Annotated in this window: 24 protein-coding genes and 1 riboswitch; of the genes, 18 read left to right on the forward strand and 6 right to left on the reverse strand. The window is 45.0% G+C overall.

The features are described 5' to 3' along the window. Position 1 precedes the first annotated feature (1 nt). The 7 genes from ABR335_RS02325 to ABR335_RS02355 all read left to right on the forward strand — a co-directional run bounded on the left by ABR335_RS02325 (position 2) and on the right by ABR335_RS02355 (position 5,587). Entirely contained in the window at positions 2-1,102 is a 1,101-nt protein-coding gene (locus tag ABR335_RS02325) for an iron-containing alcohol dehydrogenase family protein (protein ID WP_340703019.1), read from the forward strand. A 14-nt stretch (positions 1,103-1,116) separates the two neighbouring features. Further along, positions 1,117-1,941, forward strand: coding sequence for a PTS mannose/fructose/sorbose/N-acetylgalactosamine transporter subunit IIC (locus ABR335_RS02330; protein WP_350346472.1), 825 nt, complete (start codon positions 1,117-1,119; stop codon positions 1,939-1,941). A 26-nt stretch (positions 1,942-1,967) separates the two neighbouring features. Beyond that, complete coding sequence (locus ABR335_RS02335) at positions 1,968-2,843, forward strand: PTS system mannose/fructose/sorbose family transporter subunit IID (protein WP_350346473.1); 876 nt, start codon at positions 1,968-1,970, stop codon at positions 2,841-2,843. Between the two features lie 29 nt (positions 2,844-2,872). Then, positions 2,873-3,379, forward strand: coding sequence for a PTS system mannose/fructose/N-acetylgalactosamine-transporter subunit IIB (locus ABR335_RS02340; protein WP_350346474.1), 507 nt, complete (start codon positions 2,873-2,875; stop codon positions 3,377-3,379). Between the two features lie 25 nt (positions 3,380-3,404). Next, on the forward strand, positions 3,405-4,307 hold the full coding sequence (locus ABR335_RS02345; RefSeq protein WP_350346475.1) for a hypothetical protein: 903 nt from the start codon (positions 3,405-3,407) through the stop codon (positions 4,305-4,307). Then, positions 4,304-4,747, forward strand: coding sequence for a PTS sugar transporter subunit IIA (locus ABR335_RS02350; protein ID WP_340703014.1), 444 nt, complete (start codon positions 4,304-4,306; stop codon positions 4,745-4,747). Before ABR335_RS02345 ends, ABR335_RS02350 begins: the two co-directional genes overlap by 4 nt. 168 nt (positions 4,748-4,915) lie before the next feature. Then, positions 4,916-5,587: a bifunctional 2-keto-4-hydroxyglutarate aldolase/2-keto-3-deoxy-6-phosphogluconate aldolase gene (locus tag ABR335_RS02355; protein ID WP_350346476.1), complete on the forward strand. Its 672-nt coding sequence runs from the start codon at positions 4,916-4,918 to the stop codon at positions 5,585-5,587. A gap of 241 nt (positions 5,588-5,828) precedes the next feature. On the opposite strand, the gene ABR335_RS02360 is transcribed toward ABR335_RS02355, so the two are convergent. The 3 genes from ABR335_RS02360 to ABR335_RS02370 are packed head-to-tail and all read right to left on the reverse strand — an operon-like array spanning position 5,829 to position 8,633. Continuing rightward, positions 5,829-6,392 carry an ECF transporter S component gene (locus tag ABR335_RS02360; RefSeq protein ID WP_041819478.1) on the reverse strand — a complete coding sequence of 188 codons (564 nt, stop codon included), beginning with the start codon at positions 6,390-6,392 and terminating at the stop codon, positions 5,829-5,831. A gap of 12 nt (positions 6,393-6,404) precedes the next feature. After that, complete coding sequence (locus ABR335_RS02365; protein ID WP_350346477.1) at positions 6,405-7,160, reverse strand: DUF4430 domain-containing protein; 756 nt, start codon at positions 7,158-7,160, stop codon at positions 6,405-6,407. Between the two features lie 6 nt (positions 7,161-7,166). Beyond that, positions 7,167-8,633 carry a prenyltransferase/squalene oxidase repeat-containing protein gene (locus tag ABR335_RS02370; protein ID WP_350346478.1) on the reverse strand — a complete coding sequence of 489 codons (1,467 nt, stop codon included), beginning with the start codon at positions 8,631-8,633 and terminating at the stop codon, positions 7,167-7,169. Between the two features lie 53 nt (positions 8,634-8,686). Further along, positions 8,687-8,834: riboswitch (adenosylcobalamin (AdoCbl) riboswitch) on the reverse strand. A 165-nt stretch (positions 8,835-8,999) separates the two neighbouring features. Between ABR335_RS02370 and htpG the strand changes: the two genes are divergently transcribed. From htpG to ABR335_RS02395, 5 genes are all read left to right on the forward strand, one after another. Continuing rightward, positions 9,000-10,877: a molecular chaperone HtpG gene (gene htpG / locus ABR335_RS02375; RefSeq protein ID WP_017552271.1), complete on the forward strand. Its 1,878-nt coding sequence runs from the start codon at positions 9,000-9,002 to the stop codon at positions 10,875-10,877. A gap of 304 nt (positions 10,878-11,181) precedes the next feature. Continuing rightward, positions 11,182-12,363: a M20 family metallopeptidase gene (locus ABR335_RS02380; RefSeq protein ID WP_350346479.1), complete on the forward strand. Its 1,182-nt coding sequence runs from the start codon at positions 11,182-11,184 to the stop codon at positions 12,361-12,363. A gap of 117 nt (positions 12,364-12,480) precedes the next feature. Beyond that, positions 12,481-13,248 (forward strand): transporter substrate-binding domain-containing protein, encoded by a 768-nt coding sequence (locus ABR335_RS02385; protein WP_014096962.1) that lies wholly within the window; start codon positions 12,481-12,483, stop codon positions 13,246-13,248. Positions 13,249-13,313: 65 nt separating this feature from the next. Further along, complete coding sequence (locus ABR335_RS02390) at positions 13,314-13,973, forward strand: amino acid ABC transporter permease (protein WP_014096963.1); 660 nt, start codon at positions 13,314-13,316, stop codon at positions 13,971-13,973. Continuing rightward, complete coding sequence (locus ABR335_RS02395) at positions 13,966-14,688, forward strand: amino acid ABC transporter ATP-binding protein (protein ID WP_014096964.1); 723 nt, start codon at positions 13,966-13,968, stop codon at positions 14,686-14,688. Before ABR335_RS02390 ends, ABR335_RS02395 begins: the two co-directional genes overlap by 8 nt. 720 nt (positions 14,689-15,408) lie before the next feature. Here ABR335_RS02395 and ABR335_RS02400 read toward each other — a convergent pair. From ABR335_RS02400 to ABR335_RS02410, 3 genes are all read right to left on the reverse strand, one after another. Next, entirely contained in the window at positions 15,409-15,858 is a 450-nt protein-coding gene (locus ABR335_RS02400; RefSeq protein ID WP_014096965.1) for an OsmC family protein, read from the reverse strand. Positions 15,859-15,873: 15 nt separating this feature from the next. Then, complete coding sequence (locus ABR335_RS02405; protein WP_014096966.1) at positions 15,874-17,079, reverse strand: MFS transporter; 1,206 nt, start codon at positions 17,077-17,079, stop codon at positions 15,874-15,876. Between the two features lie 386 nt (positions 17,080-17,465). Next, entirely contained in the window at positions 17,466-18,881 is a 1,416-nt protein-coding gene (locus ABR335_RS02410; RefSeq protein ID WP_014097040.1) for an ISLre2-like element ISBco6 family transposase, read from the reverse strand. 780 nt (positions 18,882-19,661) lie between these two features. Here ABR335_RS02410 and pxpB point away from each other — a divergent pair. The 6 genes from pxpB (at position 19,662) to pcp (ending at position 25,044) form a co-directional block, all read left to right on the forward strand. Next, a complete protein-coding gene (gene pxpB, locus ABR335_RS02415) occupies positions 19,662-20,369 on the forward strand; it encodes a 5-oxoprolinase subunit PxpB (protein WP_014096967.1) in 708 nt (235 codons plus the stop codon). Next, positions 20,366-21,367: a biotin-dependent carboxyltransferase family protein gene (locus ABR335_RS02420; protein WP_061087302.1), complete on the forward strand. Its 1,002-nt coding sequence runs from the start codon at positions 20,366-20,368 to the stop codon at positions 21,365-21,367. Before pxpB ends, ABR335_RS02420 begins: the two co-directional genes overlap by 4 nt. Then, positions 21,354-22,121 carry a LamB/YcsF family protein gene (locus tag ABR335_RS02425; protein WP_026683890.1) on the forward strand — a complete coding sequence of 256 codons (768 nt, stop codon included), beginning with the start codon at positions 21,354-21,356 and terminating at the stop codon, positions 22,119-22,121. The genes ABR335_RS02420 and ABR335_RS02425 overlap by 14 nt, the downstream gene beginning before the upstream one ends. Positions 22,122-22,666: 545 nt before the next feature. Continuing rightward, entirely contained in the window at positions 22,667-23,356 is a 690-nt protein-coding gene (locus ABR335_RS02430; protein ID WP_026683891.1) for a DUF969 domain-containing protein, read from the forward strand. Further along, positions 23,353-24,306, forward strand: a complete 954-nt coding sequence (locus tag ABR335_RS02435) for a DUF979 domain-containing protein (RefSeq protein ID WP_026683892.1) — start codon at positions 23,353-23,355, stop codon at positions 24,304-24,306. The genes ABR335_RS02430 and ABR335_RS02435 overlap by 4 nt, the downstream gene beginning before the upstream one ends. Positions 24,307-24,396: 90 nt before the next feature. Then, positions 24,397-25,044 (forward strand): pyroglutamyl-peptidase I, encoded by a 648-nt coding sequence (pcp, locus tag ABR335_RS02440; protein WP_026683893.1) that lies wholly within the window; start codon positions 24,397-24,399, stop codon positions 25,042-25,044. The last annotated feature ends 163 nt before the right edge of the window (positions 25,045-25,207 follow it).

The raw sequence follows: 25,207 nt of genomic DNA on the forward strand, positions 1-25,207 counted from the left end.
AATGATCCAGGATTTAAATGTGAAAGTTGGCCCTCAATTCTATCGATATAGCGAGGGTGCAATAGATATTATACCTGAGATACTCCAGGAATATCAAGCTAAAAACATCATGATTGTCCATGGGACGGTATCTTGGGAAAAAGCAAAACCCTTTATGAAAAAGGTAATGGGTTTAGATAAAAAAATTATTTATGAACAATACCATGGCGAATGCAGTTATAATGAGAGCCACCGGATTGCAGAAATCATCCGGGAAAATGATATTGATTTTGTAATAGGCGTCGGGGGAGGAAAACTAAGCGATTTGGTGCTGCTCACCAGTCATTTAACAAGTACCCCATTTGGCTTAGTCCCCACTTTAGCCAGCAATTGTGCGGCATGGACGCCACTTTCTGTTATGTATAAAGACAACGGCTTAGCAGAAGGGAAAACGGAGCATGTGAAACGCCAAGCTGCATTTCTTGTTATGGATCCAGCACTTGTCATTGATTCGCCCGTAAAATATTTTATTGCTGGCATTGCAGATACTATGGCGAAATGGTATGAATCTGATTTGATTTTGGAACAAGACAAATTTAGCAGAGAACCTTTTCCACAGCTGGCACGGTATACAGCACGGATGTGCAAAGATACGATTTTAAATGAGTCCATGAAGGCGATTGAAGATATGAAAAATAAAACAATCTCCGATGAATTCACGCATGTTTCAGAAATTATTATAGCCATTTCCGGTTTGGTTGGGGGATTGGGTGATAAATATGCACGCAATACTGCAGCACACGCAATCCATGACGCGATCTCTGCCTATATACCGGAAGTGCATAAATATTTACATGGAGAAAAAGTAGCGTATGGCATATTTTATCAATTGGCATTGGAAGGAAAGTGGAAAGTCATTGATGAATTAACTCCGTTTTATGAGAAATTGAATTTACCGAAGTCTTTAACGGAAATGGGCGTATACCCTATGTCTGAAAGTTTATTGAAAGACATTATTCAATTTGTTAATAGCAAACAAAAAGTACACTTGCTTCCAATTGAAATAAATGAAAACGTTTTAACGGAAGCGTTAATCAATTTGGAGAATTATATTAATAAATAAGGGGGTTGCAAAGCGTGGAAACATTAACATTTTGGCAAAGTTTGATCATAGCGCTTTGGGTAGCAGCCATAATGTCGCGCGCGTTTTTAGGAGGGGCAACATTAACATTACGCTTTTCCCCATTAATGACAGGTTTAGTTGTAGGGATAGTAATGGGGCATGTAGCAGAAGCAATGATCATCACCGCAGCCATTCAGTTGATCTATATGGGGGTTTTTTCTCCTGGGGGGACAATGCCTTCAGAGCCCTCAATTGCAGCAGCCATCGCTGTTCCGGTTGCAATATTAGGTAATCTAAAGCCGGAAGCAGCCATCGCGGTAGCAGTACCTGTTGGGTTGTTAGGTGCATATTTATATCAATTCCGCTTTTTCATTAATACTTTTTTAGGCAAAATAACTGATAGGGCTGTAGAAAAGTTGGATGATGGTGCAATTACTCGCAGTATTGTTCTTTATCCTGTTATAGCGTCCTTTATCCTGTTTGTTCCGTTGGTCTTTATTGCATTGTATTTTGGCGCTCCTGTTATCGCTGATGTTATTAAAGCTTTGGAAGGAACTGTCGTATTTCATATCCTTGAAGTCATTGGAGGCGGTTTAGCAGCAATTGGTATTGCGACAACGATTTATGTCATCGGGCGCCGGGAATATATTGTCTTCTTCCTATTAGCCTTTTTTATGAGTGTTATTTTTGCAAGTTTAAAAATCACAATGGTAACATATGCAATCCTGGGCGCATTAATCGCTGCGATATTCGTGCTTGTTAAAAGTTCGAATAATAGAACGGCTTCAACAAATGCAAATGATGCAAGCGGTTTTGATGACGATGATGATGACTTCTAATAGGCTAAAAGAAAGGAGAATTTAAAATGCAGGACAAAGGAAATAAACTGCCAAATGCATCAGGTTCAAATTTGGAACCTGAGCAAATTACAAGTAAAGATGTATCCAAATCCTATATAAGATGGCATTTTGCGAATGAAATCCCGCACTCTTTTGACCGTTATCTGGCAGCTTCATTATTATGGGCTATGATGCCAATACTGCGTAAATTGTATAAAGATGATGAAGCTTTACGTGCGGCATATAAGAGGCAACTGTTGTTCTTTAACACGCAGTTAACCTGGGGCGGCGGTATCATTACCGGTTTAATGTCTTCAATGGAGCAGGAACGTGCCCGAGAAGAGTATAACCGTGAAGAAATAAAAATGACCGACGACTTAATGTATAATACGAAGGCCGGGTTGATGGGAGCTTTAGCAGGTATCGGGGATTCAATTGACTCAGGTACGATTCAATACATTTTTATTGCAATTGCCATTCCTTGGGCTCAACACGGTAGTGCCTTGGGTGCACTTTTCCCGTTTGTTTGCTTTGCTACCTACCAGGTATTGATTGGTTTGTTTTTCGCACGCCAAGGATTTACAAGAGGCCGTAATGCGACTACATTGATGCAAAGTTCAGGGATTCAAAATATTATTGACTTGCTTTCAATTTTAGGTTTGTTCATGATGGGTATTCTGGCCGGGAACTATGTAAAAGTTTCATCATCTTTGACATTCCATTTATCGGGACGCGAATTTAATATACAAGAGACATTAAATTCTATTCTGCCTGGAATGTTGCCTCTAGCAGTAGTATTAGGAGTATACTGGTACTACACGAAGAAGGGATTGAAAGTTACCCGGGCATTAATCTGGCTAACCGTAATATTGGGTGTTCTTGCAGCTGTTAGAATTTTATAACAAAAATTTTGGCAAAGGGGATAGAATGAATGGGTGTTGTAAATCTGGCTCGTGTAGATGAGCGTCTAATCCATGGACAAGTGATGATCACCTTATCGAAGCGCAACGGTGTTAACTCCATATTCGTAGTGGATGATGTTGTAGCAAAAGATAAATTTATGAAAGACCTCTATAAGAGTGCAGGCAGCCGTACAGGCCAAAAAACAATTGTAATGACCCTGGATAAATGTAAGTATTATTGGGATGAATATCGTTTTAAGGAATACAGTTGTATACTAATTGCAAAAACCATTGATGTAATGTATGAGTTAGTAAAACATGGGGTTCCGATGAAAGAATTAAATATCGGCGGCATTGCTCAAAAGGATCCCGAGAAAGACTTGCTAGTCACCAAATCTGTTTATTTAAATAAAGAAAACGCACTGAAATTAAAAGAATTAAACGAAAAATATGGTGTTGAAAATATCTATTTTCAAGCAACGCCCTCAGCATCCCGTACCAGCTTGAAAGAGGTATTAAGTAAATTTAAACTATAAAATTTGTTAGTAAGGAATGATATGGATGAACCGACAAGAGCTCTTACAGGATTGGTATGTTCGCTATCGTTTGATTTTTAATAAGCGTTATACAATAAAACAGAAGGATCGTTTTTTGAAAAGCTTATCTGCTGATATCCTTCCGTTTCGTAAGGATATTAAGCTTGATATATTTAAAATAAATGAGAAAGATAAAAGCGAATACAAAAATCTTTATGTGGGCAATGTAAAAAAAGCGGATACCATTTTCTGTACTTATTATGATACGCCAGCAGCCCGGTTCAGTCCATATCATTTTTTTGATGTCGAGAACAGGAAGAGAAGTATAACAAAAACCATTTTATTTTCTTCCATTTTATATATTATTGTTGGATTGCTATTTACTTTATTTGTAGCCATTCCAATATTCCAAGCAAAAGAAACAGGGAAAACTTGGTTCGTATTATGTATTTTGATATACATCCTGTATTTTTATTTCCTGAATAAAATTACACGAGGGTGGCCTAAAAAAAATAATGTAATACAAAACACTTCTTCTATATTATTGCTTTTGAATTGTATCGCCTCTTTCCGTTCAGAACGGCTGGCGTTTGCTTTTGTGGATGCTGGTTGTACAAACAATGCAGGTTTGAAAAAAGTCATGCATGACAGTCATGCGAAAATTTTAATGCTGGATAGCGTTGGTGCTGAAAAGCCACTCTATCTGGTAAATCCAAAATCCGGGCAATACAGCGCCATAAAACAGGGGGGCCAAGAGGATTCACTAGCTTTAAAGAATGAACGTCTGGTTTATATCATTAGCGGAGATAAAAAAGATAACCAATTTGTATTATCACGGAATGATTTGAAGAAAAAGAAGTTGAATGAAAGTAATATGAAGAATGCGTTTACGTTTTTAGAGCAAGTCGCAAGGAGGAAATCCAAATGATCGGGATCATTGTCGCTACCCATGGGAAATTGAGTGATGGTTTAGTGGACGCTGCCGAACTTATTATAGGCGGGACAGACAATATTGTAACCTTGAATTTGTTTCAAGGAGACAATGTTCAGGATTTAAATAAACAAGTACTTGAAGCAATTAATAAAGTTGATCAAGATAATGGCGTTATGATTTTCACAGACCTTTTTGGTGCGAGCCCTTACAATCAGGCTACCTTAGCCGTTCATTCACTCCCTGTTGAAAAGCAGGAAAAAATATTTGTTATTACCGGTGTTAACTTGCCAGTGTTAATTGAAGCGATCAATCAGAGAATGATGGGCACTCCTATTCATGAGGCAGTGAATGCTATTTTAAATGAAGGCCAGCAGAGTATGGTGGTATGGCCGTCAGAAAAAGATCCTTCTGATGAAGAGAATGAAGACTTTTAAGGCAATGTAATATAGTAGTTGATCAGGCTGCTTAACTTTCTCTGGAAATGGATATTCTCTCCTTTAAGGCAGTACCAGTGGGGAGAGGCTAGAAATAAGTCGGTACTGTAAAAGAATCATTAAGAGCAATTCTGGGTTCTCTTAATAGAGATAAAGGGTGTGAGCATTTTGAAAAAAGGTAATATATTAAGCGCTTTAGAAAAAAATGGGCTTATTGCTGTTTTACGGACTAATACCGTTGAGCGAGCGATTACAATTACAGATGCTTTAATTGAAGGCGGTATCAAAAACATTGAATTAACATTTACGGTCCCTAACGCGGATATCGCAATAAGAAAAATTACAGAGAAATATAAAGATTGGCGGGGCATATTGATAGGGGCTGGCACTGTTCTTGATTCCGCGACTGCTCAAATCGCACATCTTTCCGGAGCGAAATTTATTGTTTCACCAACTTTCGATAAGGGAACTGCCCTGCTATGTAATCTTTATCAAATTCCTTATATCCCGGGGTGTATGACTGTTAATGAAATGAAAGAAGCGATGCAGGCAGGTGCGGAAATAATAAAATTGTTTCCAAGTAACATTGTCGGCCCGGCTTTTGTAAAAAATGTTAAAGCCCCTTTGCCTCAACTGGAAATTATGCCTTCAGGCGGCATAAATCTGGATAATATGGGGGATTGGATAAAGGCAGGCTGCAGAATAATTGGCGTTGGCGGAAGCTTGTTGAAGCCTGCGGAAAACAATGATTTTGCGGGAGTTGCCAAGATGGCCAGGGCTTTTGTACGGGAATATCAATTACAGACTGAAGAAATGAGTAATCAGTACGTATCATTTTGATAAGTATACAGGACAGCACTTCCTTTGATGGATACGAAGGAGGTGCTGTTGTTTATTGTGCTATTCAATGGAATCTTGAAAGACTCATAGCAGTTAAAACATTATATAAACTCAAAAGTAATTACCAACCTCAAATAGTTCACTTAAATTCTCTCCATTAAGTTAACCCAACATCTTTTGTTGTGCTCCATATCAGACAACAGCCAAACAAGGCTGCCTGCGTGAAACAGGCAGCCCTGGGCTAAATATGTTCGATTCGCGTTTTTTCTTTTGCAATCAGTTTGATTAAAACCGGCCCTAAAATTAAATAAAAGAAGAAGTTTCCCGCGGCATGGTAGCTGTCAAACAACAGCCCGCCGAGGTAGTATGTCCAAAACGCAAACGGCCCGCCGATAAATAAATAATTTAATGAAACCATAAAGCCGAACAGGAAGCCGGTAAAAGCTGCATACAGACATAACACGAGATGCGGGACTTTTTTGTATAACTCTTTCTTGCCGAGCAGGCCGGAAAGCACCGCGATAGTACCCCACGCAAGAAATTGCATGATCGCAAACAGCCCCATGCCGAGAAACATGTCGGAACCGAAGACCGTCAAAAAGGCAAGCGCCAAACCGAAGCGGATGCCGAAAACAAAAGAACTGCAAATGATGATCACGGTGCACGGCTGGACATTCGGGACCGATGCCATCAAAATCCGCCCGGCGACGCTCAGGGCCGCCAGCATGGCAAGAAGCGCCATTCTCCTTGTCAGCCGTGAAGCGGTTTTCGCTGACTTCCTTTTTTCAAGCGGCTGATTCCCCATTTTATGCATCTCCTATTTAGAATAGAACCAGACAACCTGATCGCCGGTTTTTAGTTTATACGACCCTGCGGAAACGTTTGGCTCTTTTCCGTTTACTTTATATTTCCAGCCGCTCATGCCGCCTTGATCCCCTTCATACTGGCCATTAATGCCCTTTACATAGACGGTTGCACCGGACCCGGAATAATCGAGGCTTACGCCTTCAGAAGCGGCGGCTTTTTTTAAAGCGGAAAATGCAGTGTCTCCGCTTTTATAACTGTATTTGCCGCTGAAAACCGGCCCTTTGTAGCCCTTTACGGTTAAAGAAACCGTTTCGGCTTTTGCTTTAGATGGCGCTGCGGTGTTGCCGGAAGCGTGGCTGCTGCCGGACCCGGACGAAGAAGCCCCGGTTGTCGTTTTCGTTGATGTGCTGGATGTGACCGCCGTTTTGGTATTTGTGGCAGGTGCTTTATCCGTCTTGCTGTCTGCAGAAGCCTTTTCTTCAGCATTTTTGGAGTGGGCAGCTGAATCCGCCGCATTGCTTTCGGATCCGCCCGTATTGCTTTTTTCATCCGTTTTGTTGCTGCCGGCGGCGTCCGTTTTCTTTCCGGTTGTACTGTCTTTTGCTGCCGTATCCTTTTCCTTCGCTGAAGTGTTTGCAACTTGTGTTGTTTCAGAATAAGTTTTAACGGTTTTCGATTCAAAATGGAAACCGTCGATAAAAAACCAGGCGCCGAATGCAATCAATAAAACGGCAATACTATCAATAATGATACTTTTATATTTCATTCCTGCTCATACCCCCAGAAATTTTTTACGGATGATTAGCAGGATGACGCCTGCACCCGCAGAAAGGGAACCGACCCAGCCGTGCACAGGAGAAACACCCGTTGTTTTGGTAATGACGACTTTTTTCGGCTCTTGCTGCGCATCTTCTGCAGGGGGTGCCTGGGCAGCTGCAGTTGCAGTTGCAGGTTTGTCCTCTTTTTTTGCATTTGAAGCTGTTTTTGTTTTTGCCGGCGTTTGTTTTTTGGCTGTAGCCGGTTTTTCCACCGTATTGGTTTTTGTAGTGATGTTGTTATGCGTAATCGTATGGTCTTTCGTATTCGTAATGGTGTTCGTTTTGGTTACGACTTCTTTCGTGTGCTTTTCAACCACTCTCGGAGGAGCTGCAGCCGGGCTGTGACCGGGACTTTTGCCTGGATCTTTATCTTCAGCATCCGAATCAGTTGCGCCCGTACTGCCGGCATCGGATTTGCTAATATTCCTGAAGTTATACAGGGTATCTCCTTTTAGAAAAAGGTCATAGGCGACAAGGGCCTCAAAAACTTCCTCTGTCGCAAAATCATTTATTCCTTTATCACCAGGCAACCATTTAAAGCCATTGTCGATTTTATAGTTGTTTAGTAGAAAAGAAACAGGGTTGACATGGTTTTTAGTAAATTTGTTTGATGTCGGATCGACACCAATGGATGATAAACCGATAATAGCTTGGGCTGTAGATGAAGAATTGACACCATCAAGACTTGTAGAAATGCCCGGATTATAATCATAGCCCCCGTTTGATTTTTGGGCTTTCATGAGAAACCTTTTTCCATCACGAATGGCTTTTTTTACAGAAGGGTCATTGTAATATTTTTGATACATGCCCAAGGCTGTGAGCACCATACCGGTTGAGTCTGTATCCGGCGGGGTCTTCCCGGAAGTGTCCCAGCTCCAGCCTCCTCCAATTGTTGTTGCGCCATCGGTTATTTTCACTTCGAGATCAACTAGCTTGGCCGCGATTTTTGCGGGTGCATTTTCTGCGTTACTTGGAATTGCATAGTCATCCGTACTTAAAGCGATTAAATCAAAAGCATAAACCGTTGCTGTTGCACGATCTGCCGGAGACGCGTACACTTCTTTCACCAGGTTCCTGCCATTAATAAATTGAGACGGATCCTTGCCCATTGCTTTAATAGCGATAATTGCTTTATCTAAATCTCCGCGGCTTACGTTTGATGACTGGAGTTTATGAGAAATCGTATTTGTGTAATCTGATATCTCTTTTTTCTCCAGCAAACCTTTCTTTGCCAAAGCCGCCACAACCAAATCGGAATCCAGTTCAGATTTCTTAAAGAAAGCAGGATTCTTTTGGAAATAACCGGCTGTATTCTCAATGCTTTCTGTTACCGAACCAGCTGCAAAACTGTGGATTGGAACTGCAAATGCCAAAACAAAAACAATTCCCAGAAAGAGTCTTCTTGCGCTTTTCCCCACCATTACCGCTCTCCTTTCATAAAAAACCCCTTGTACAAAAGAGGTATACAAGGGCAAAATTTTTTTCGCCTATACCTCGTAGGCTTCAAATAAACCGACAGCTTGGGAGAAAGATCTGACTTAGGAAAATGTTTTCCATCACAGTGGCGGGACCGTACAGGAATTTCACCTGTTTCCATCGCCCAAGCCCGTATTTAGATGTCAGTAATTAATTATAGAACAACCCCTGCCTGTTGGAAAGGACAATTTCTGCCACTATTTCATTGACAAACAAGCGGTGCTGTGCTAAAAAATAAGATGTTAGCACTCTGGTGTTAGGAGTGCTAAAGGGACATTGCCATCATCTATACATATAAAGGAGAGATCGAAGTGGCGGTAAAGGAATTTAAAGCAGAATCCAAACGGCTTCTCGACATGATGATCCACTCGATTTACACGCAAAAAGAAATTTTCTTGCGTGAGCTGATATCCAACGCCAGCGACGCGATTGATAAAATTTATTACAAAGCTTTGACAGATGAAAATTTAACATTTGATAAAGACAGCTACTACATTAAAATTACCCCGGATAAAGAAAACCGGACGCTGACTGTTTCTGATACCGGGATCGGCATGACGGAGACGGAACTGGAAGAAAACCTCGGCACGATCGCGCAAAGCGGTTCGCTCGCTTTTAAACATGACAATGAAATGAAAGACGGGTATGATCTTATCGGCCAGTTCGGCGTCGGCTTCTACTCGGCGTTCATGGTGGCAGATGAAATTACCGTCATTTCCAAGGCTGCGGGGAGCGATCAGGCTTATAAATGGCAGTCGAAAGGTGCGGAAGGCTATACGATTGAGCCGTGCGAAAAAAACGGCAACGGTACGGATATTATATTGAAGCTGAAAGAAAACACAGAGGATGAAGACTACGATCAGTATTTGGAAGAGTACCGGCTGCGGGCCATTGTGAAAAAATATTCCGATTTTATCCGCTACCCGATTAAAATGGATGTAACGGAAAGGCGCCTGAAAGAGGGCAGCGATGATGAATACGAAGAGGTCAAAGAAGAACAAACGCTCAACAGCATGGTCCCGATCTGGCGCAAAAACAAGAGTGAGCTGACAGATGAAGATTATGAGCAATTTTATATGGAAAAGCATTACGGCTTTGACAAACCGGTCAAGCATATTCACATCAAAGTTGACGGCACCGTGCGTTACAATGCAATTCTTTACATTCCGGAAAAAATTCCGTTCGATTATTATACGCCGGAATATGAAAAAGGGCTGGAACTGTATGCGAATGGCGTTCTGATTATGGAAAAATGCCCGGATCTTTTACCGGATTATTTCAGTTTTGTCAAAGGGATGGTCGACTCCGAAGACCTGTCTCTGAACATTTCGCGGGAAATGCTCCAGCACGACCGTCAGCTAAAACTGATTGCGAAAAATATCAAAAACAAAATCAAGCGTGAACTAGCTAACCTTTTAAAAGAAAACCGTGAGCAGTACGAAGCATTTTTCAAATCATTCGGGCGTCAGTTGAAATTCGGGGTATACAATGAATTTGGCGCGCACAAAGAAGATTTGCAGGATCTCCTGATGTTTTATTCTTCAAAAGAGAAAAAGCTTGTTACGCTTGATGAATACGTAAGCCGCATGCCGGAAGACCAAAAATACATTTATTACGCAACCGGTGAGTCGATTGACCGGATTGAAAAATTGCCGCAGACGGAACTTGTGCTTGATAAAGGATACGAAATCCTTTACTTTACGGAAGACATCGATGAATTTGCGATCAAGATGCTCATGAATTATAAGGAAAAAGAATTCAGGTCCGTATCAAGCGGCGATCTCGGTTTTGAAACGGAAGACAAAAAAGAAACCGATGCCGAGGAAAAAGAAAACAAAGAGCTCTTTGCATTTATGAAAGAGACACTGGACGGAAAAGTGAAAAATGTCCGTGCCTCGCACCGCTTAAAATCGCATCCGGTCTGCTTTACAACGGACGGCGAAGTGTCGATTGAAATGGAAAAAGTGTTGAGCGCAATGCCGAACGGACAAAATGTAAAAGCCGATAAAGTGCTCGAAATTAACATCCATCATGATGTATTTAACGCATTAAAAGAGGCGTTCGCCCATGACAAGGACAAATGCAAGCTTTATACAAACCTGTTGTATAACCAGGCGCGGCTGATTGAAGGGCTCGAGATTGAAGACCCGGTTGCATTTTCAAATGATATTTGCAAAATGATGGCATAAGGAAGCCCGCATATTGCAAAAAAGCCACGGGACATCCAGCAAATCTACGGCCCCCGCGACGGCCGGCATGGTTGCTGTGCCCGTGCCGGTGAGCACCGGGACATTTGCAAACCGTATGGCTGGAACATTTCATGAATAGCAGTAGTTTATATGACGAAGAAGGCTCCATCTGAAAGCAAGATGGGGTCTTTTTGTATTTTTTATAAAAAAGGGTTGCCCGAATGGGAAAGGTGATGTATATTTATAACATATTATTTATAAATATTAACTTTGGCGCACACGAACAATACAAGGGGGCCATCCAATGAAGGAACAGCTTAGACACCATTTGAGTCAAATCGAGTCCAAGCTCTGGGAAATGAGCGACTACTTATATCATCATCCCGAACTTGGCGACCAGGAATACCAGTCTATGAAATTACTCACGGACTTCCTTGCGTCACACGGCTTTTCAGTGGAAAAAGGAATTGTCGGCAGGCCGACCGCTTTTAAAGCAGTTTATGACAGCGGAAAAACAGGGCCGGCAGTTGCCTTTTTATGCGAATATGATGCGCTTCCGGGTGTCGGCCACGGCTGCGGCCACAATATGATCGGAACGATGAGCGCGGGTGCGGGTGTGCTTTTAAGCAAAATGGTTGACGAAACCGGCGGCCGCGTGGTGGTGCTCGGGACACCTGCAGAAGAAACGAACGGTGCGAAAGTTGCGATGGCGGAACAGGGTATTTTCGATGGGATCGATGCCGCGATGATTGTCCACCCGGCCGATGAGTCGTATGAAAGCGGTGAGTCGCTTGCCATGGATGCGATCCAGTTTGACTTTCGTGGGAAATCAGCCCATGCGGCATCGAACCCGGAAGACGGCATTAACGCACTCGACGCAGTGATCCAGCTGTTTAACGGCGTGAATGCACTCCGCCAGCATGTCACCTCCGATGTCCGTATCCACGGCATTATCAAAGAAGGTGGCATTGCCGCAAACATTGTCCCTGATAAGGCGGTGGCCCAGTTTTATGTCCGCGCCAAGGCCCGTGCGGTTTTAAACGAAGTGGTTGAAAAGGTGAAAAGAATCGCACAGGGAGCTGCAATGATGACCGGTGCCACCGTGCAAATCTCCAATTACGAACTAAGTTATGACAATATGCTCACAAACGAGACATTGTCGAAAAGGTTCACGGAAAACCTTTTACAAACAAAAGTGAAAAAAGTCAATCCGCCAAAAACCTCATACGGATCCATTGATATGGGCAATGTCAGCCATGTCGTGCCGGCGATCCACCCGTATATCGGCCTAGATGCCCCGGGGCTTGTCGCGCATACAAAAGCATTTGCCGATATGACGGTTACGGACAATGCACATCAGATCTTATCGAGCGGCGCACTGGCTTTGGCTATGACCGGGTTTGACCTTCTCACAAACCAGGAACTTTTGGAAAAAGTAAAAAGCGAGTTTGCGGAAAACGTTAAAAAAATACCGGTAAACAGCTAAAAAATGACATTTATTTTTTAAAATAGGGATCTTTTCAAACATTGCACAACGTGTTAAAATACATTTTGTTGAATAAAGATACTTACCAAGACTGATATATTCATAGGGGGAAACATTGTGAAAAAGATCGTGTTAGGCATCGCAATTGTATTTTCAATGGTGATTGCGGCAGCTTGCGGCCAAACAAACAGCAGCAAAAGTAATACGAAAAAAGAAAAAACGCTCATCATGGGCACTTCAGCCGACTTTGCCCCGTTTGAAACAAGAGACACAGCAGGAAATGTGGTCGGATTTGACGCGGATCTCGCCAAGTATATTGCAAAAGAACTGGGATACAAACTTGAAATTAAAGATATGAAATTTGACGGACTGATCGGGGCGCTGCAATCGCACCGTGTTGACATGGTCCTTTCCGGGATGTCCGCAACGAAAGAACGTGCCAAAAACGTTGACTTCTCCACCCCGTACCATCATTCAGGGGAAATGTTTGTTACGCTAAAAGGTTCCCCCGTCAAGACACTGGATGACTTGAAAGGCAAAACCGTCGGCGTCCAGCTCGGCACCATTCAGGAAGAGGGCGCGGACAAGCTGAAAGGAAAGTACAATTTTACGGTCAAAAAGCTGGACAACTCCACAAACTTAATTGAAGAATTGCTTTCAAAACGGATTCAAGTAGCCTATCTTGATAAATCAGTCGCAGAAGGCTATATCAAGAAGCAAAACCTGGTTGGCTTTGACGACCCGACCTCGAGCTCGCCAGGTATGGCCGTTGCTTTGCCAAAAGGCAGCAAATTGACGGCGAAAGTCAACAAAGTGCTGGCAAAAGCGGAAAAGAACGGGAAACTGGACGAGCTGAGAAAGAAATGGAAACTTGACAAACAGTAATGCATGCAGGCGCCTTGCTGAGCAGGGCGCTGTTTTTTCAAAACAAACAAAGTGAGGTGTAAGGCATGAATTTGGATTTCAGCCAAATTGTGCCTTATATTCCTTTTATTTTAAAAGGAATATGGGTAACTTTAAAATTTGTATTTTTTGCGATCCTTTTCGGGTTTGTGCTCGGCACGATTTTTGCCCTTTTTAAAATTTCTCATATTAAAACATTGAAATGGATAGGCGATATTTATACATCAATTTTCCGGGGCACGCCGCTCATTGTGCAGCTGATGCTCATTTATTTTGCCATTCCACAGCTGACCGGTTACGATATCCAGCCGTTTCCGTCCGCTATTCTCGCATTCGGCTTAAACTCTGCGGCATATGTATCGGAGATCATTCGGGCCGGGATCCAGGCGGTGGACAAAGGCCAGACCGAAGCTGCTCAGGCGCTCGGCGTACCGTATTATTTAATGATGAAAGACTTGATTTTACCGCAGGCGATGAAAAATATTTTGCCGGCGTTGATGAATGAATTTGTTTCTCTGACAAAAGAGTCCGCCCTTGTATCGACCATCGGTTATCTCGATTTGATGCGCCGTGCCCAGGTTGTCGGCGCGCAAACGTATCACAATTTTGAACCGCTGCTGTTTGTCGCTGCGATTTACTGGGTGCTTGTCTTTATCCTCACCATGCTTGGCAAACAAGTAGAAAGGAAGATGAAATACAGTGATTAAAGTCGAACATCTCCATAAGCAGTTCGGGCATAATGAAGTTTTAAAAGACATTTCAACAGAGGTCGGAAAAGGGGAAGTCGTCGTTGTCATCGGCCCGTCCGGATCCGGAAAATCGACCTTTTTACGCTGCCTGAATTTCCTGGAGGAGCCGACAAAAGGGCGGATTTGGATTGACGGGGAAGAAATCACCGATAAGAAAACGAATGTGATGAAAGTCCGTTCAGAAATCGGCATGGTGTTCCAGCACTTTCATCTTTTTCCGCATAAAAGGGTCCTGGACAATTTGACTTACGCGCCGATGAAAGTAAAAAAGATGAACCGCCAAACCGCCGAAGAAAAAGCCCGGGAATTGTTGAGAAAAGTCGGCCTGACCGAAAAAGAAGAGGCATATCCGGACAGCCTTTCCGGCGGGCAGAAGCAGCGTGTCGCGATTGCGCGCGCGCTGGCAATGGAACCGAAACTGATGCTGTTTGACGAACCGACATCCGCGCTTGATCCGGAGATGGTCAAAGAAGTGCTGAACGTCATGAAAGATCTTGCCCAAACCGGCATGACAATGGTTATCGTCACACACGAAATGGGCTTTGCCCGCGAAGTGGCTGACCGCGTCCTGTTTCTTGACGGCGGCAAAATTTTGGAAGACAGCACACCGGATGAATTCTTTTCGCGCCCGAAAACAACCCGGGCACAGGATTTTTTGGACAAAGTGTTGTAAAAAAGCAGCTGCACAAGGCAGCTGCTTTTTTACATGGGAATGCCGGCCTGTTAATGAAATCCTTTTGGAAGCCCAAAGAGACATTTTCACCGTTCCCGCTTCCGTCCTCCCGCTACCCCAGACGAAACAGCCGGCCTTTACGTTAAGAAACCGGTGGGAAACTGGGGGCCTATCTCCGCATAGAGCGCGTCTATGTGAAGGAAGCGAGAAAAATTGCAGGTCTTTCTTAACGTAGAGTGCGTCTACGTTAAGGAAGCGAGAAAAACTGTGGTTCTATCTTAACATAGAAGGCGTCTACGTTAAGGAAGCGAGAAAAATCGCAGCTATATCTTAACATAGAAGCCGTCTATGTAAAGGAAGCAAAGCAAATCGGGGTTCTTTCTTAACATAGAGTGCGTCTATGTAAAGGAAGCGAAGGAAATTGCGGCTCTATCTTAACCTAGAAGGCGTCTACGTTAAGGAAGCGAGAAAAATCACAGCTCTTTCTTAACCTAGAAGGCGTCTACGTTAAGGAAGCGAGAAAAATCACAGCTCTTTCTTAACATAGAAGGCGTCCCTGTTAAGAAAGCAAGAAAAATTGCCGGGTATCTTCACATAGAGCACGTCTACGTGAAGATACCCGGCAAAAAACAATGTCTTTCTTCACACGAAGGGTTCTGTAATACATTTTAAAAAGGCAAATCGGAAGCGGGAATAAAGCAAAGCCTCCCGCCGCTCCAGTTAGCCGGCTGTTTTTACCATAACTTCAAGCTCCATTTCCACATTTCCCTGAATGGCCCGGCTGATCATGCATGATTTTTCGGCTTTTTCTGCAAGCTTCCGCGCGAGCCGGACATCGCTTTCGGATGCGTCCGGTTTCAGCACAATTTCTGGTCGGTGGATGATCTTTTTATACGTAAATACGCCGTCGGTCACATCGACGATCCCTTCTGATGCCATTGTCAAACTGTCTTTCTCCAGGCTGCTGCGTTCCATCATCGCCGCCAGCGTAATGATATAACATGTTGCGGCAGCCCCGAGCAACATTTCGTCCGGATTTGTGCCGACACCCGGACCGCCCATCTCCGGAGGAATAGAAATTTTCGTTACCAGGTTTCCGCATGCAATGTTCCCTGTATCATTGCGAAGCCCCGGCCAGTCTGCTTTTAAATGAAAATGATGTTCTGTCATGTGTGACCCCTCCTGTTAAAATTTGCTTTCTGCTGCTGTTTTGTTTTTGCCGGCTGCTGCTCTTCTCCCATGGACGGCATAATAAACGGCAATACACAGGACAACCCAGCCCGAAACCGCAAGATACAGCATCCGGAAATCCATCAAACCGGCAACTGTTCCTAAAAGATAAGGACCGGATCCGCTTGCCAGGTCAAGAAAAATGAAAAACGTCGAAGTTGCTAGTGCTTTCCGGTTTGGTGGCGAAAGCTGAATGGCAATTGCCTGGAAGCTGGACTGTACGGTGCCGTAACCGATCCCGATCAAAGCCCCGGCTGTAAGCAGCATCCATCCGCTGTGCGCCTGGCTGAGCAGGACGAAACCGGCAATTAACAAAATAAACAGCGGGTAAACGACAACATTTGCCCCGCGTTCATCAAACCATCTGCCTGTAAAAGGCCTTGTGATGACGAGCGCTGCTGCATAAACAAGGAAAAAATAAGTGGCGGCGCCGGTTAGTCCAATGTCCTTTGCATACAAAGATAAGAAAGATAGCACACTGGAATAGGCAAGCGTAACGGCAAAAACCGCACCTGAAATCGGCACGGCAGCCGGTTCGAAGTAATCTATTACTTTAAAACGAGCCATTTCCGTAACTTTTGCATGGCCAGCAGCCGGTTTTGGAACGGATAACAAAATGCCAGAAATCAGATCAATGAACGCAATGATGCTTGACACGAGCACGATCATATGAAAATCGGCAAATCGGGTAATCAGAATCCCTAAAAACGGCCCGATAGCCATCGCCAAATTCATACTTGTCGCATAATAGCCAGTACCCTCTCCGCGCCGTTCATTTGGGATGATATCCGCGACAATGGCGCCGGCGGCTGTCGTAATCACGCCGTGCATCGCTCCCTGGATAAAACGCAAGACCATCAAATATAGGAGACTATCAGCTTTAAAATGAAGCAACATCACAGCCAGAAAAACAATTAATCCGCCGACCAGCATCTGCTTGCGGCCGATTTTGTCGAGATATTTCCCGGCAAATAACCGTGCAATGAGTGAAGCCAGCACGAATATTCCTGCTGCAAGCCCTGCCATTCCCTGACTTGCATGGTAGGCGGTTATGACGTACATGGCAATACTGGTCATTAACAAATAAAATACAACGTGCGTAAAAAAATTTGTGGAAGAAATCATAATAAAGTCTTTCGTCCACAATTTCGGTTTATCCAAAGGAAGTACCCCCTCGTTTCTAACGTAAAAAGCAGGTAACTTCATTATAGAACGTTTTAGCAAAAATATTCAATGTGTTTCTATACCAGGTATGTGTCAAGTTTTTCTCGACAAGGTTTAAATATCGGGTATTCCAAGACACTCTTTTTGTACACTTTCGGCTACCGTGCTTTACTTGCTCGGTGTAATTTTCGGAAAAGATGTAATATTTCCGTATAAAGATGGATAACGGGGATGTTGAGGCGCGCGAAATTCACTCGCTTTCCGCGGTCGGCCGGCGAGCCTCCTCGCTCGTACCTCGCTGCGGGGTCTCTCCTGGCTCGCTTTTCCCGCAGGAGTCTCGTAAATTTCGCGCGCCTCAACGATCAGTCCCCACTGAGCCAGGCTTAAAACGAAAGCTCTAATATTTTGCTTAAATGTCCCATTGCCGATGAACTGCTTGAATGCAGGGCAACTGATCCGTGCTTTACGCCCACTGACGGGCGTACAGGCTGCTTGAGCAGTTGAGACATCCTGATGAATTGTTTCAAGTTCCGTTGCTTTCTCTCGCTTCTTGAACGGTGTTTCAGATAGACTTCTCTCAATGTCCCATTGAGTATGCCTTGTTTGATTTTCACCATGGCTTCTGCGCCAAGTTCACTCCAATGCATGCCCCTTTTTTTCATCCTGAAGGAGATATGCCTTTGATTCGATTCCATCGCTCCTAGGCCTCTCGCACCTTCCGGCACGTTTTTCACCCTGTCTCTCCAGTCAAAAATGCGGTCCCAGTTTTTCAAGATATACGAACGGAATTCCTTGATTTTCTTGAGAGCCTTTTTATCCGTCAAGGTGCTTTCGTGCGTATCCAAATATAACGTGAGTTGGTCCAGGTCATGCGTTCTAATCGCTTTTCTAATTTGCTCCTTGATCTCGCTCTTTCCGCCCCCAAATGTCCTTATGATGGCTTGTGCAACGTGGTAGGTATCCAGCTGGTTGAGCACCGGAAATTCCGACTGTGAGAAAGCTGTTTGAAACCGTTCAGCTGTGTATCCCGCACCTCCATCACTGTTTGTAATGACATGCGTTTTTTCGAGGGAGTAGGTGTTGGCAGCTGTGGCTTGGACTTCATCCCAAAATGTCTGGATGGCTTCCGTTGTCATGATGACTGTGGGCTGACGCAGGGAGACCCTTTTACCATTGGTTTGCCATCCCTCATAGAGAATGGCGTGGTGGACTTCCATACTCTGTTTCTTTTTTAGTCCCCGAACGAATACACCATCTGCTTCAGAAAACAGGTAGTCTACCTTCTTCCCCTCAGGCAGGGAAACAGCTATTTCTAGCTCTTCTACAAGTGCCTTATCGGCTTCCGCCTGAGTTTTCCCTACGTGTTTTACCATGTTCCCTACAGTTGTGTGACTAAGACTCACTGCTGTCCACTCTTTTAAAATATCAGCTACTTCCCGATAGGTGTTCTCACTTGCCAACTCTGCCACCTTTAATTCCACTAACGGGCTGTATCGTTGGTGTGGTACCAGCCCTAACCATTCATCCAGAGGATAATGGGAATTTCCTCTCTTGTCATGCATTAATGAACGTTTAAAGGTCACACTTCCAAATAGAAACTGAATGTTTCTGTTATCACTCCGGCAGTACACCCAGCCCTCCTCTAACTTCTCCTGTTTAATTATTTTATCTAACTCTTCAAATATTTCCCCAACCCATTGTGTAAAAGCCTTCTGCATCAGAAGTTTAAGCTGTTCTTCAAATTCGATAAGACTCTTTGTATCCTTTAATAATCCAGCAATTATTGATATAATATCCATGGGAAGACCTCTCTCTAGATGTTCATCTTGAAGTGTACAATTAGATGATAGAGCGTCTTCCCATTTTTTTCCACTCATATGCCCCGTCGAGTAAAATTTTACACATACCTATACCAGAAATAAAGGGAGCCGTTCACGTCCCTCCGCATCTTACACCTGACATGATGCACGCTATAGGGTGCCCCGCGCACCACCATGCTGCAAAGAATGCAGCACGCATAAAAGTCTGAAAATCTACCGGCGCAATTTTTCAGCCCAGACGCCTATGCAGCAGAGAACGCAGGATAGCAGTCCTCGTGCATTTTTAACGCAGCGCCATCCGAACAACAGTGCATGTTCAGAACAAGGCATGCAGCCCGCTGCTTCAACATGGCGGGAAACGAAACATACACAATTGTTGCCTTATCTTTTTATTCCGGTGTATATTTAAAAATATAAAAGTTTACAAAGTGAATTGTTAAAAAAAGAAAGATTTTCCCAAATTATCTTAAAATAGCATTCTCGTAGGACAAAACCCGATCAGCACGTCTATTCAATCTGCAAACTTCCCGTATTGGATTCAAGATGCATTTTTAACAAACGATATTGAAAACGGATACAGTCGTGTGATTCAAGCAATGGGATCAAACGTTAAAGCTGCCAACTGCTATTATTTCTTTGCGGCAAATCAAAACGAAACGGTGTGCATTGCCGGACAGGTTTTTTCCAGTGACAAAATAGAAAACATTTGTTATTATATGATAATAATCTTTAAATGAATACGAGGATGGAGGCGTCTATATGGATTTTCAATTGTTTCCGGAAGGCGACGGCGCAATCCTGATTGAAGCAGGGAAAGAAATCAACCTTGCAAACCACAGGAAAGTCCGGGCGATCGTTTCATTAATCGAAAATGCGGCGCCTGCGTGGATGATTGAATATATTCCCGCCTACACAACTGTCACCGTTCTGTATGACCCATTCAAAGTTTATGCAAAATTTGGCGAATATCCCTACAGATATGTATCCCGCTATTTCACCCGGCTTCTTGAAAAAGCACAGCCTGCATTCATCCCGGAACCGCGCACAGTCGATATCCCGGTATGCTACGGCGGCGAATTCGGGCCGGATCTCGAAAATGTTGCCCGCATCAACGACCTTACGCCAGAAGAAGTGATCCGGATCCATGCTTCCGGCGACTACACCGTATACATGATCGGATTCGCACCCGGTTTTCCTTATATCGGCGGCATGCCTGAAAAAATTGCAGCGCCCAGGAAAAAAACGCCGCGGCTCAAAATTCCGGAAAGATCGGTTGGAATCGCCGGAAAACAAACCGGGATTTATCCGATCGAAACACCGGGTGGTTGGCAAATCATCGGTCGGACTCCCGTCAAACTGTTCCGGCCGGATCGGGATGGGCCAAGCCTCCTTCAAGCGGGCGACAAAATCCGCTTCCGGCCGGTGAGCCTTGAAGAATACCGGGAACTGGAGAAGATGCCATCATGATTAAAATTATCAAACCGGGCATGCTGACAACGGTGCAGGATCTCGGGCGGTCCGGCTACCAAAAATACGGGGTTGTCCAAAGCGGGGCAATGGATGCTTTTGCCCACAGAGTCGCAAACTTGCTTGCCGGTAATCCGGAAAATGAAGCCACACTGGAAATTACGCTCACAGGGCCGGTGCTGGAGTTTCAGAACGATACATTGATTGCCATTTGCGGCAGCGGGTTCCATGCTGTTTTAGACGGAAAACCGGTCGGGCTATGGCGGCCCATGAAAGTGAAAAGCGGCAGTGAACTCAGACTCAGGCAGGACGGGACCGGTTGCCGCGTCTATTTGGCGGTTTCCGGCGGGATATCCGTTCCGGAAATGCTGAAAAGCAAGTCAACCTACTTGCGTGCGAAGATAGGCGGTTTCAACGGCCGGGCACTCCAGGCGGGCGATGTGCTTGAAACGGGGACCCCCGGGGAAGTGTCCAGGCAGCTGACCGCATCTCTTGAATACCACTCAGCTTGGTCTGTTTCGAAAAACATACTACCGGATTATGGTTCATCTCCAACGATCCGGGTCGTTCCGGGCCGCCACGAGGACTTATTTACCGCAGAAAGTATTGAAACGTTTTTCCGTGAATCATACCGCCTTTCGCAAAATTCCGACCGGATGGGGTACCGCCTCGAAGGTCCGAAACTGACGGTAAAAGCGGCGCAGGAGATGTTATCTGAAAGTGTCAGCTTCGGGACTATTCAGGTGCCGTCCGGCGGGGAGCCGATTGTCCTGTTGGCAGACCGGCAAACGACAGGGGGATATCCGAAAATCGCCCAGGTTGCTTCTGTGGATTTGCCGCTATTAGCCCAGCTGAAGCCGGGGGATGAGCTCCGGTTTAAAAAAATAACGTTGCAGGAAGCACAGTTGCTTTATATAGAAAGAGAAAAACAAATTCGCATGTTGAAGGGAACGATTGCCTACCAGGCGAAAAGGAGGGGCACACATGCCGAGCATTGATCTGAACTGTGATATGGGCGAAAGTTTTGGTGCCTATACCATTGGGAAAGATGAAGAAATACTGGATTTGATCACTTCCGCAAATATTGCGTGCGGTTTTCACGCCGGTGATCCTACTGTGATGCGGAAAACGGTCCGGATGGCGGCTGAAAAAGGGGTTGGGATCGGCGCGCACCCCGGGCTTCCGGATCTGATGGGGTTCGGGCGCCGGAATATACAGATTTCCCCGCAAGAGGCTTATGACATGACCGTCTACCAGATCGGTGCCCTTGCTGCGTTTGCAAAAGCAGAAGGAAGCACCGTCCGGCATGTAAAACCGCACGGCGCACTTTACAATATGGCAGCCAAAGATACGGGACTCGCCGAAGCCATTGCGAAGGCGGTCTATGATGTCAGCCCCGACCTCATTTTATTCGGGCTTGCCGGCTCGGAACTTGTAAAAGCCGGGGAAAAAGCCGGCTTAAAGACGGCGAGCGAAGTTTTTGCCGACCGGACTTATCAACAAGACGGCGCTTTGACACCGCGGCGTGAACCGAATGCCTTGATTGAAGACCGTGAAACGGCGGCAAAACAGGTGATCCGGATGATCAAAGAAGGCGCGGTCACCTCTGTGCAAGGTGAAGATGTGAGTGTCCGTGCTGATACAATCTGTATCCACGGCGACGGCAGACAGGCGCTTCATTTCGCGGCATTTATCCGGCAGTCGCTTGAACAGGAAGGCATCAAGATCGAAAAAATCAGCCATTTGAGCTGATATAAACAGGGTGGCGCCAACTGGAATTCCGGCCGCCACCCCGCTGTAACGGGAGAAGCAGCACAACAGTTTATGCTGTAAAATCGCAGTCTCCCCGTGACCTAGGCTTAATCTCATAACGACTGGCCTATACCTATATATTTGTGAGTCTGCAGGGAGTGAAAATTCGCAACCTCCCCACCTAAAATTCTGTTAAATTGGCAATGGATGGATGAACTAAGCGTTGAAAATGCACAACTTTCCCTCGTAAAACCAGGGCCAACCGGGATAAGCCCACCAACAGAAAACAAGCAGCACAACGGCATATGCCTGATTGGTTTAACAAATAATCGTTGAAATTTACATTCCCCATATAACGCGTGAATTCCCCCGCCTTGAAGATTTATATAAAATGAACTTAAGTTTTTACATCAAGCCCGAGCACCAATTTGCATGATGACTATTTTTTACAAGCAGGTGACAGAGCTGCGAAATGATGTTTATTTTATTTAAAAACAAAAAGTACGGGCGGGGGTTATCTGTATATAGAAAAGGAGTGAACGGGTATGGTATTGATCGGTGTCGCACTGATTATTATTGGATTTGCACTCAGATTTAACCCGCTGGTCGTTGTGACCGTTTCGGGTCTTGTCACCGGATTGATCGCGGGTCTCCCGCTGAAACAACTGATTACGCAATTCGGGGAAGCTTTTACAACAAACCGCTATATGTCCATCTTAATTATTACCTTACCGGTGATCGGCCTTCTGGAAAGAAGCGGATTACAGGAACAGGCGAAACACCTCGTTTCCAAAATCAAAGCAGCAACGGCCGGTAAAATTCTGACATTTTACCTGCTGATCCGCGAAATTGCCGCGGCGCTCGGTCTGAACAGCCTGGGCGGACATCCGCAAACAGTGCGGCCGCTCATCGCACCGATGGCTGAAGGGGCGGCAGAAGCAAAATACGGTGATGTACCGGAAGAAGACAGAGAAGAAATTCGTGCCCAAGCGGCAGCTGCCGACAATATCGGCCTGTTTTTCGGAGAAGATATCTTTGTTGCGGTCGGCGCCATTCTTTTAATGAAAGGATTTTTTGACCAAAACGGCATTAAAGCGGATCCGATTTCGATGGCGCTTTGGGGGTTGCCGACAGCCATATTCGTATTTATCGTCCATTCCATCCGGCTCCGCCTCTTTGACCGGAAACTGGACCGCAAGCTTGGAAAAACCGGAAGCAAGGATGTGAAAAAATGATCATCTCAACTGAGTGGATTTATATCATCATGGGAATCGTTTGCTTTTTCTGCTCTGTCTACACTTTTTTTGATCAAGCAAACAGCAGGCGCATCCCGTCCGGCCTTTTTTACCTGATTTACGCCGTGACGCTCTTGTTTGGAAAAGTGATTCCGCCTTTTTACACCGGGCTGATGGTGCTTGCCATGGTGGCGATTGTGGCATTTGGCGGCCTGCAAAAGGGAAGCTACAATGGGGCAGGTGCGGATGAGCGGGAAAAAAGCCGCAAACGATTGGGAAACCGGCTTTTTCTGCCGGCAATACTCATCCCGGTTTTAACCGTATTGGGCTCAAAATTGCTTGTCAATGTGAAAATCGGCTCGCGTCTTTTGCTGGACCCATCCAATCCGACGCTTGTCGCGCTTGGAGTGGCGTGTATCATTGCCATCCTTACCGCAATGATGCTGACAAAAAGCCGTCCGCAAACCACGTTTAAAGAATCACGGCGTCTTTTGGAAGCAATCGGCTGGGCTGTTGTCCTTCCGCAAATGCTGGCGACACTCGGTACCATTTTTACAAAAGCAGGGGTCGGCACAGTGGTGTCAGGCCTGATTACAAAAGTGATTCCGGAAAATTCGGTTTTCTGGATCGTGTTCGTTTTCTGTGTTGGGATGGCGCTTTTTACGATGATTATGGGCAATGCGTTCGCTGCTTTTCCGGTGATGGCGGCCGGGATTGCGATTCCGTTTTTGATCGAGCGGTTCGGTGCCAATGCGGACCAGATTGCAGCCCTTTCGATGTTCGCCGGTTACTGTGGCACGCTCATGACCCCGATGGCAGCGAATTTTAATATTGTGCCGGCTGCGCTATTGGATTTAAAAGATAAAAACCATGTCATCCGTGTACAAGTGCCAACTGCGCTGCTGACACTTGCGTTTAACATCGTATTGATGTATCTGTTAGTCAAATAGGATGAGATCCATTTAGAGGTATGGGGTAAATCAATACCTATTCGTGAGTAAATGAGAGATCATGGCACTTTAATGAAGGAGGAGAGGAAAATGGAGAAAAAAGTACTCTTAACCGGTTTTGATCCTTTTGGCGGGGATAAAGTAAACCCTGCCCTGGAAGCGGTAAAGCAATTGGACGGAAAAAATATGGAAGGCATTCGCATCGTCACGCAGCAAGTGCCGACCGTATTTCACGAATCGATCCGGACCGCTGCTGAGGCCATTGAACGGGAAAAGCCCGATGTTGTCATTTGTGTGGGACAGGCAGGCGGGCGCACGCAAATCACGCCGGAACGTGTGGCGATTAATATTGATGATGCCCGTATCCCGGACAATCAGCATCATCAGCCCATTGACGTCCCGATTGAAGCGGACGGCCCCGCGGCTTATTGGTCAACGCTGCCGATTAAAACGATCACGAGGCAGCTGCGGGAGGCGGGAATCCCGGCTGCTGTCTCCAACACAGCAGGCACATTTGTCTGTAACCACCTGTTTTACGGCGTCATGCACCATCTGGCAAAAAACAACATATCAGCCCGCGCCGGTTTTATTCACGTGCCTTATATTCCGGAGCAAACAACCGAAACAGGTGCCCCGAGCATGTCACTTGAAATGATCGTCAAAGCGCTTGAAATTGCAGTTTTCGTCTCCGCCACGATTGAAAAAGATCTAGTGGAAACAGGCGGTGCATTGCATTAAGGGATATGAAAAATTGTAGCCGCGCGGATGAAGGACAAAACCGAGTTGGCCGTGGCTGGGGATGTCTTTCATCGAGGTTATGAAGGACAAAAGGCGTTTGGTTGAGTCCGGAAATGTCCTTCAGAGAGTCAATGAAGGACAAAACAGATTTGCTCGCGGCTCG

The sequence above is a fragment of the Heyndrickxia faecalis genome (genome assembly GCF_040267745.1).
Classification (GTDB): domain Bacteria; phylum Bacillota; class Bacilli; order Bacillales; family Bacillaceae_C; genus Weizmannia; species Weizmannia faecalis.

Excerpts from the sequence above, each read along its gene's own strand:
- pcp (WP_026683893.1), top strand. The coding sequence starts at position 24,397 with ATGGAGAAAAAAGTACTCTTAACCGGTTTTGATCCTTTTGGCGGGGAT.
- ABR335_RS02390 (WP_014096963.1), top strand. The coding sequence starts at position 13,314 with ATGAATTTGGATTTCAGCCAAATTGTGCCTTATATTCCTTTTATTTTA.
- ABR335_RS02435 (WP_026683892.1), top strand. The coding sequence starts at position 23,353 with ATGATCATCTCAACTGAGTGGATTTATATCATCATGGGAATCGTTTGC.
- ABR335_RS02365 (WP_350346477.1), bottom strand. The coding sequence starts at position 7,160 with ATGAAATATAAAAGTATCATTATTGATAGTATTGCCGTTTTATTGATT.
- pxpB (WP_014096967.1), top strand. The coding sequence starts at position 19,662 with ATGGATTTTCAATTGTTTCCGGAAGGCGACGGCGCAATCCTGATTGAA.
- ABR335_RS02425 (WP_026683890.1), top strand. The coding sequence starts at position 21,354 with ATGCCGAGCATTGATCTGAACTGTGATATGGGCGAAAGTTTTGGTGCC.
- ABR335_RS02350 (WP_340703014.1), top strand. The coding sequence starts at position 4,304 with ATGATCGGGATCATTGTCGCTACCCATGGGAAATTGAGTGATGGTTTA.
- ABR335_RS02430 (WP_026683891.1), top strand. The coding sequence starts at position 22,667 with ATGGTATTGATCGGTGTCGCACTGATTATTATTGGATTTGCACTCAGA.
- ABR335_RS02340 (WP_350346474.1), top strand. The coding sequence starts at position 2,873 with ATGGGTGTTGTAAATCTGGCTCGTGTAGATGAGCGTCTAATCCATGGA.
- ABR335_RS02420 (WP_061087302.1), top strand. The coding sequence starts at position 20,366 with ATGATTAAAATTATCAAACCGGGCATGCTGACAACGGTGCAGGATCTC.
- ABR335_RS02370 (WP_350346478.1), bottom strand. The coding sequence starts at position 8,633 with ATGGTGGGGAAAAGCGCAAGAAGACTCTTTCTGGGAATTGTTTTTGTT.
- ABR335_RS02410 (WP_014097040.1), bottom strand. The coding sequence starts at position 18,881 with ATGGATATTATATCAATAATTGCTGGATTATTAAAGGATACAAAGAGT.
- ABR335_RS02335 (WP_350346473.1), top strand. The coding sequence starts at position 1,968 with ATGCAGGACAAAGGAAATAAACTGCCAAATGCATCAGGTTCAAATTTG.
- ABR335_RS02325 (WP_340703019.1), top strand. The coding sequence starts at position 2 with ATGATCCAGGATTTAAATGTGAAAGTTGGCCCTCAATTCTATCGATAT.
- ABR335_RS02360 (WP_041819478.1), bottom strand. The coding sequence starts at position 6,392 with ATGGGGAATCAGCCGCTTGAAAAAAGGAAGTCAGCGAAAACCGCTTCA.
- ABR335_RS02345 (WP_350346475.1), top strand. The coding sequence starts at position 3,405 with ATGAACCGACAAGAGCTCTTACAGGATTGGTATGTTCGCTATCGTTTG.
- ABR335_RS02400 (WP_014096965.1), bottom strand. The coding sequence starts at position 15,858 with ATGACAGAACATCATTTTCATTTAAAAGCAGACTGGCCGGGGCTTCGC.
- ABR335_RS02380 (WP_350346479.1), top strand. The coding sequence starts at position 11,182 with ATGAAGGAACAGCTTAGACACCATTTGAGTCAAATCGAGTCCAAGCTC.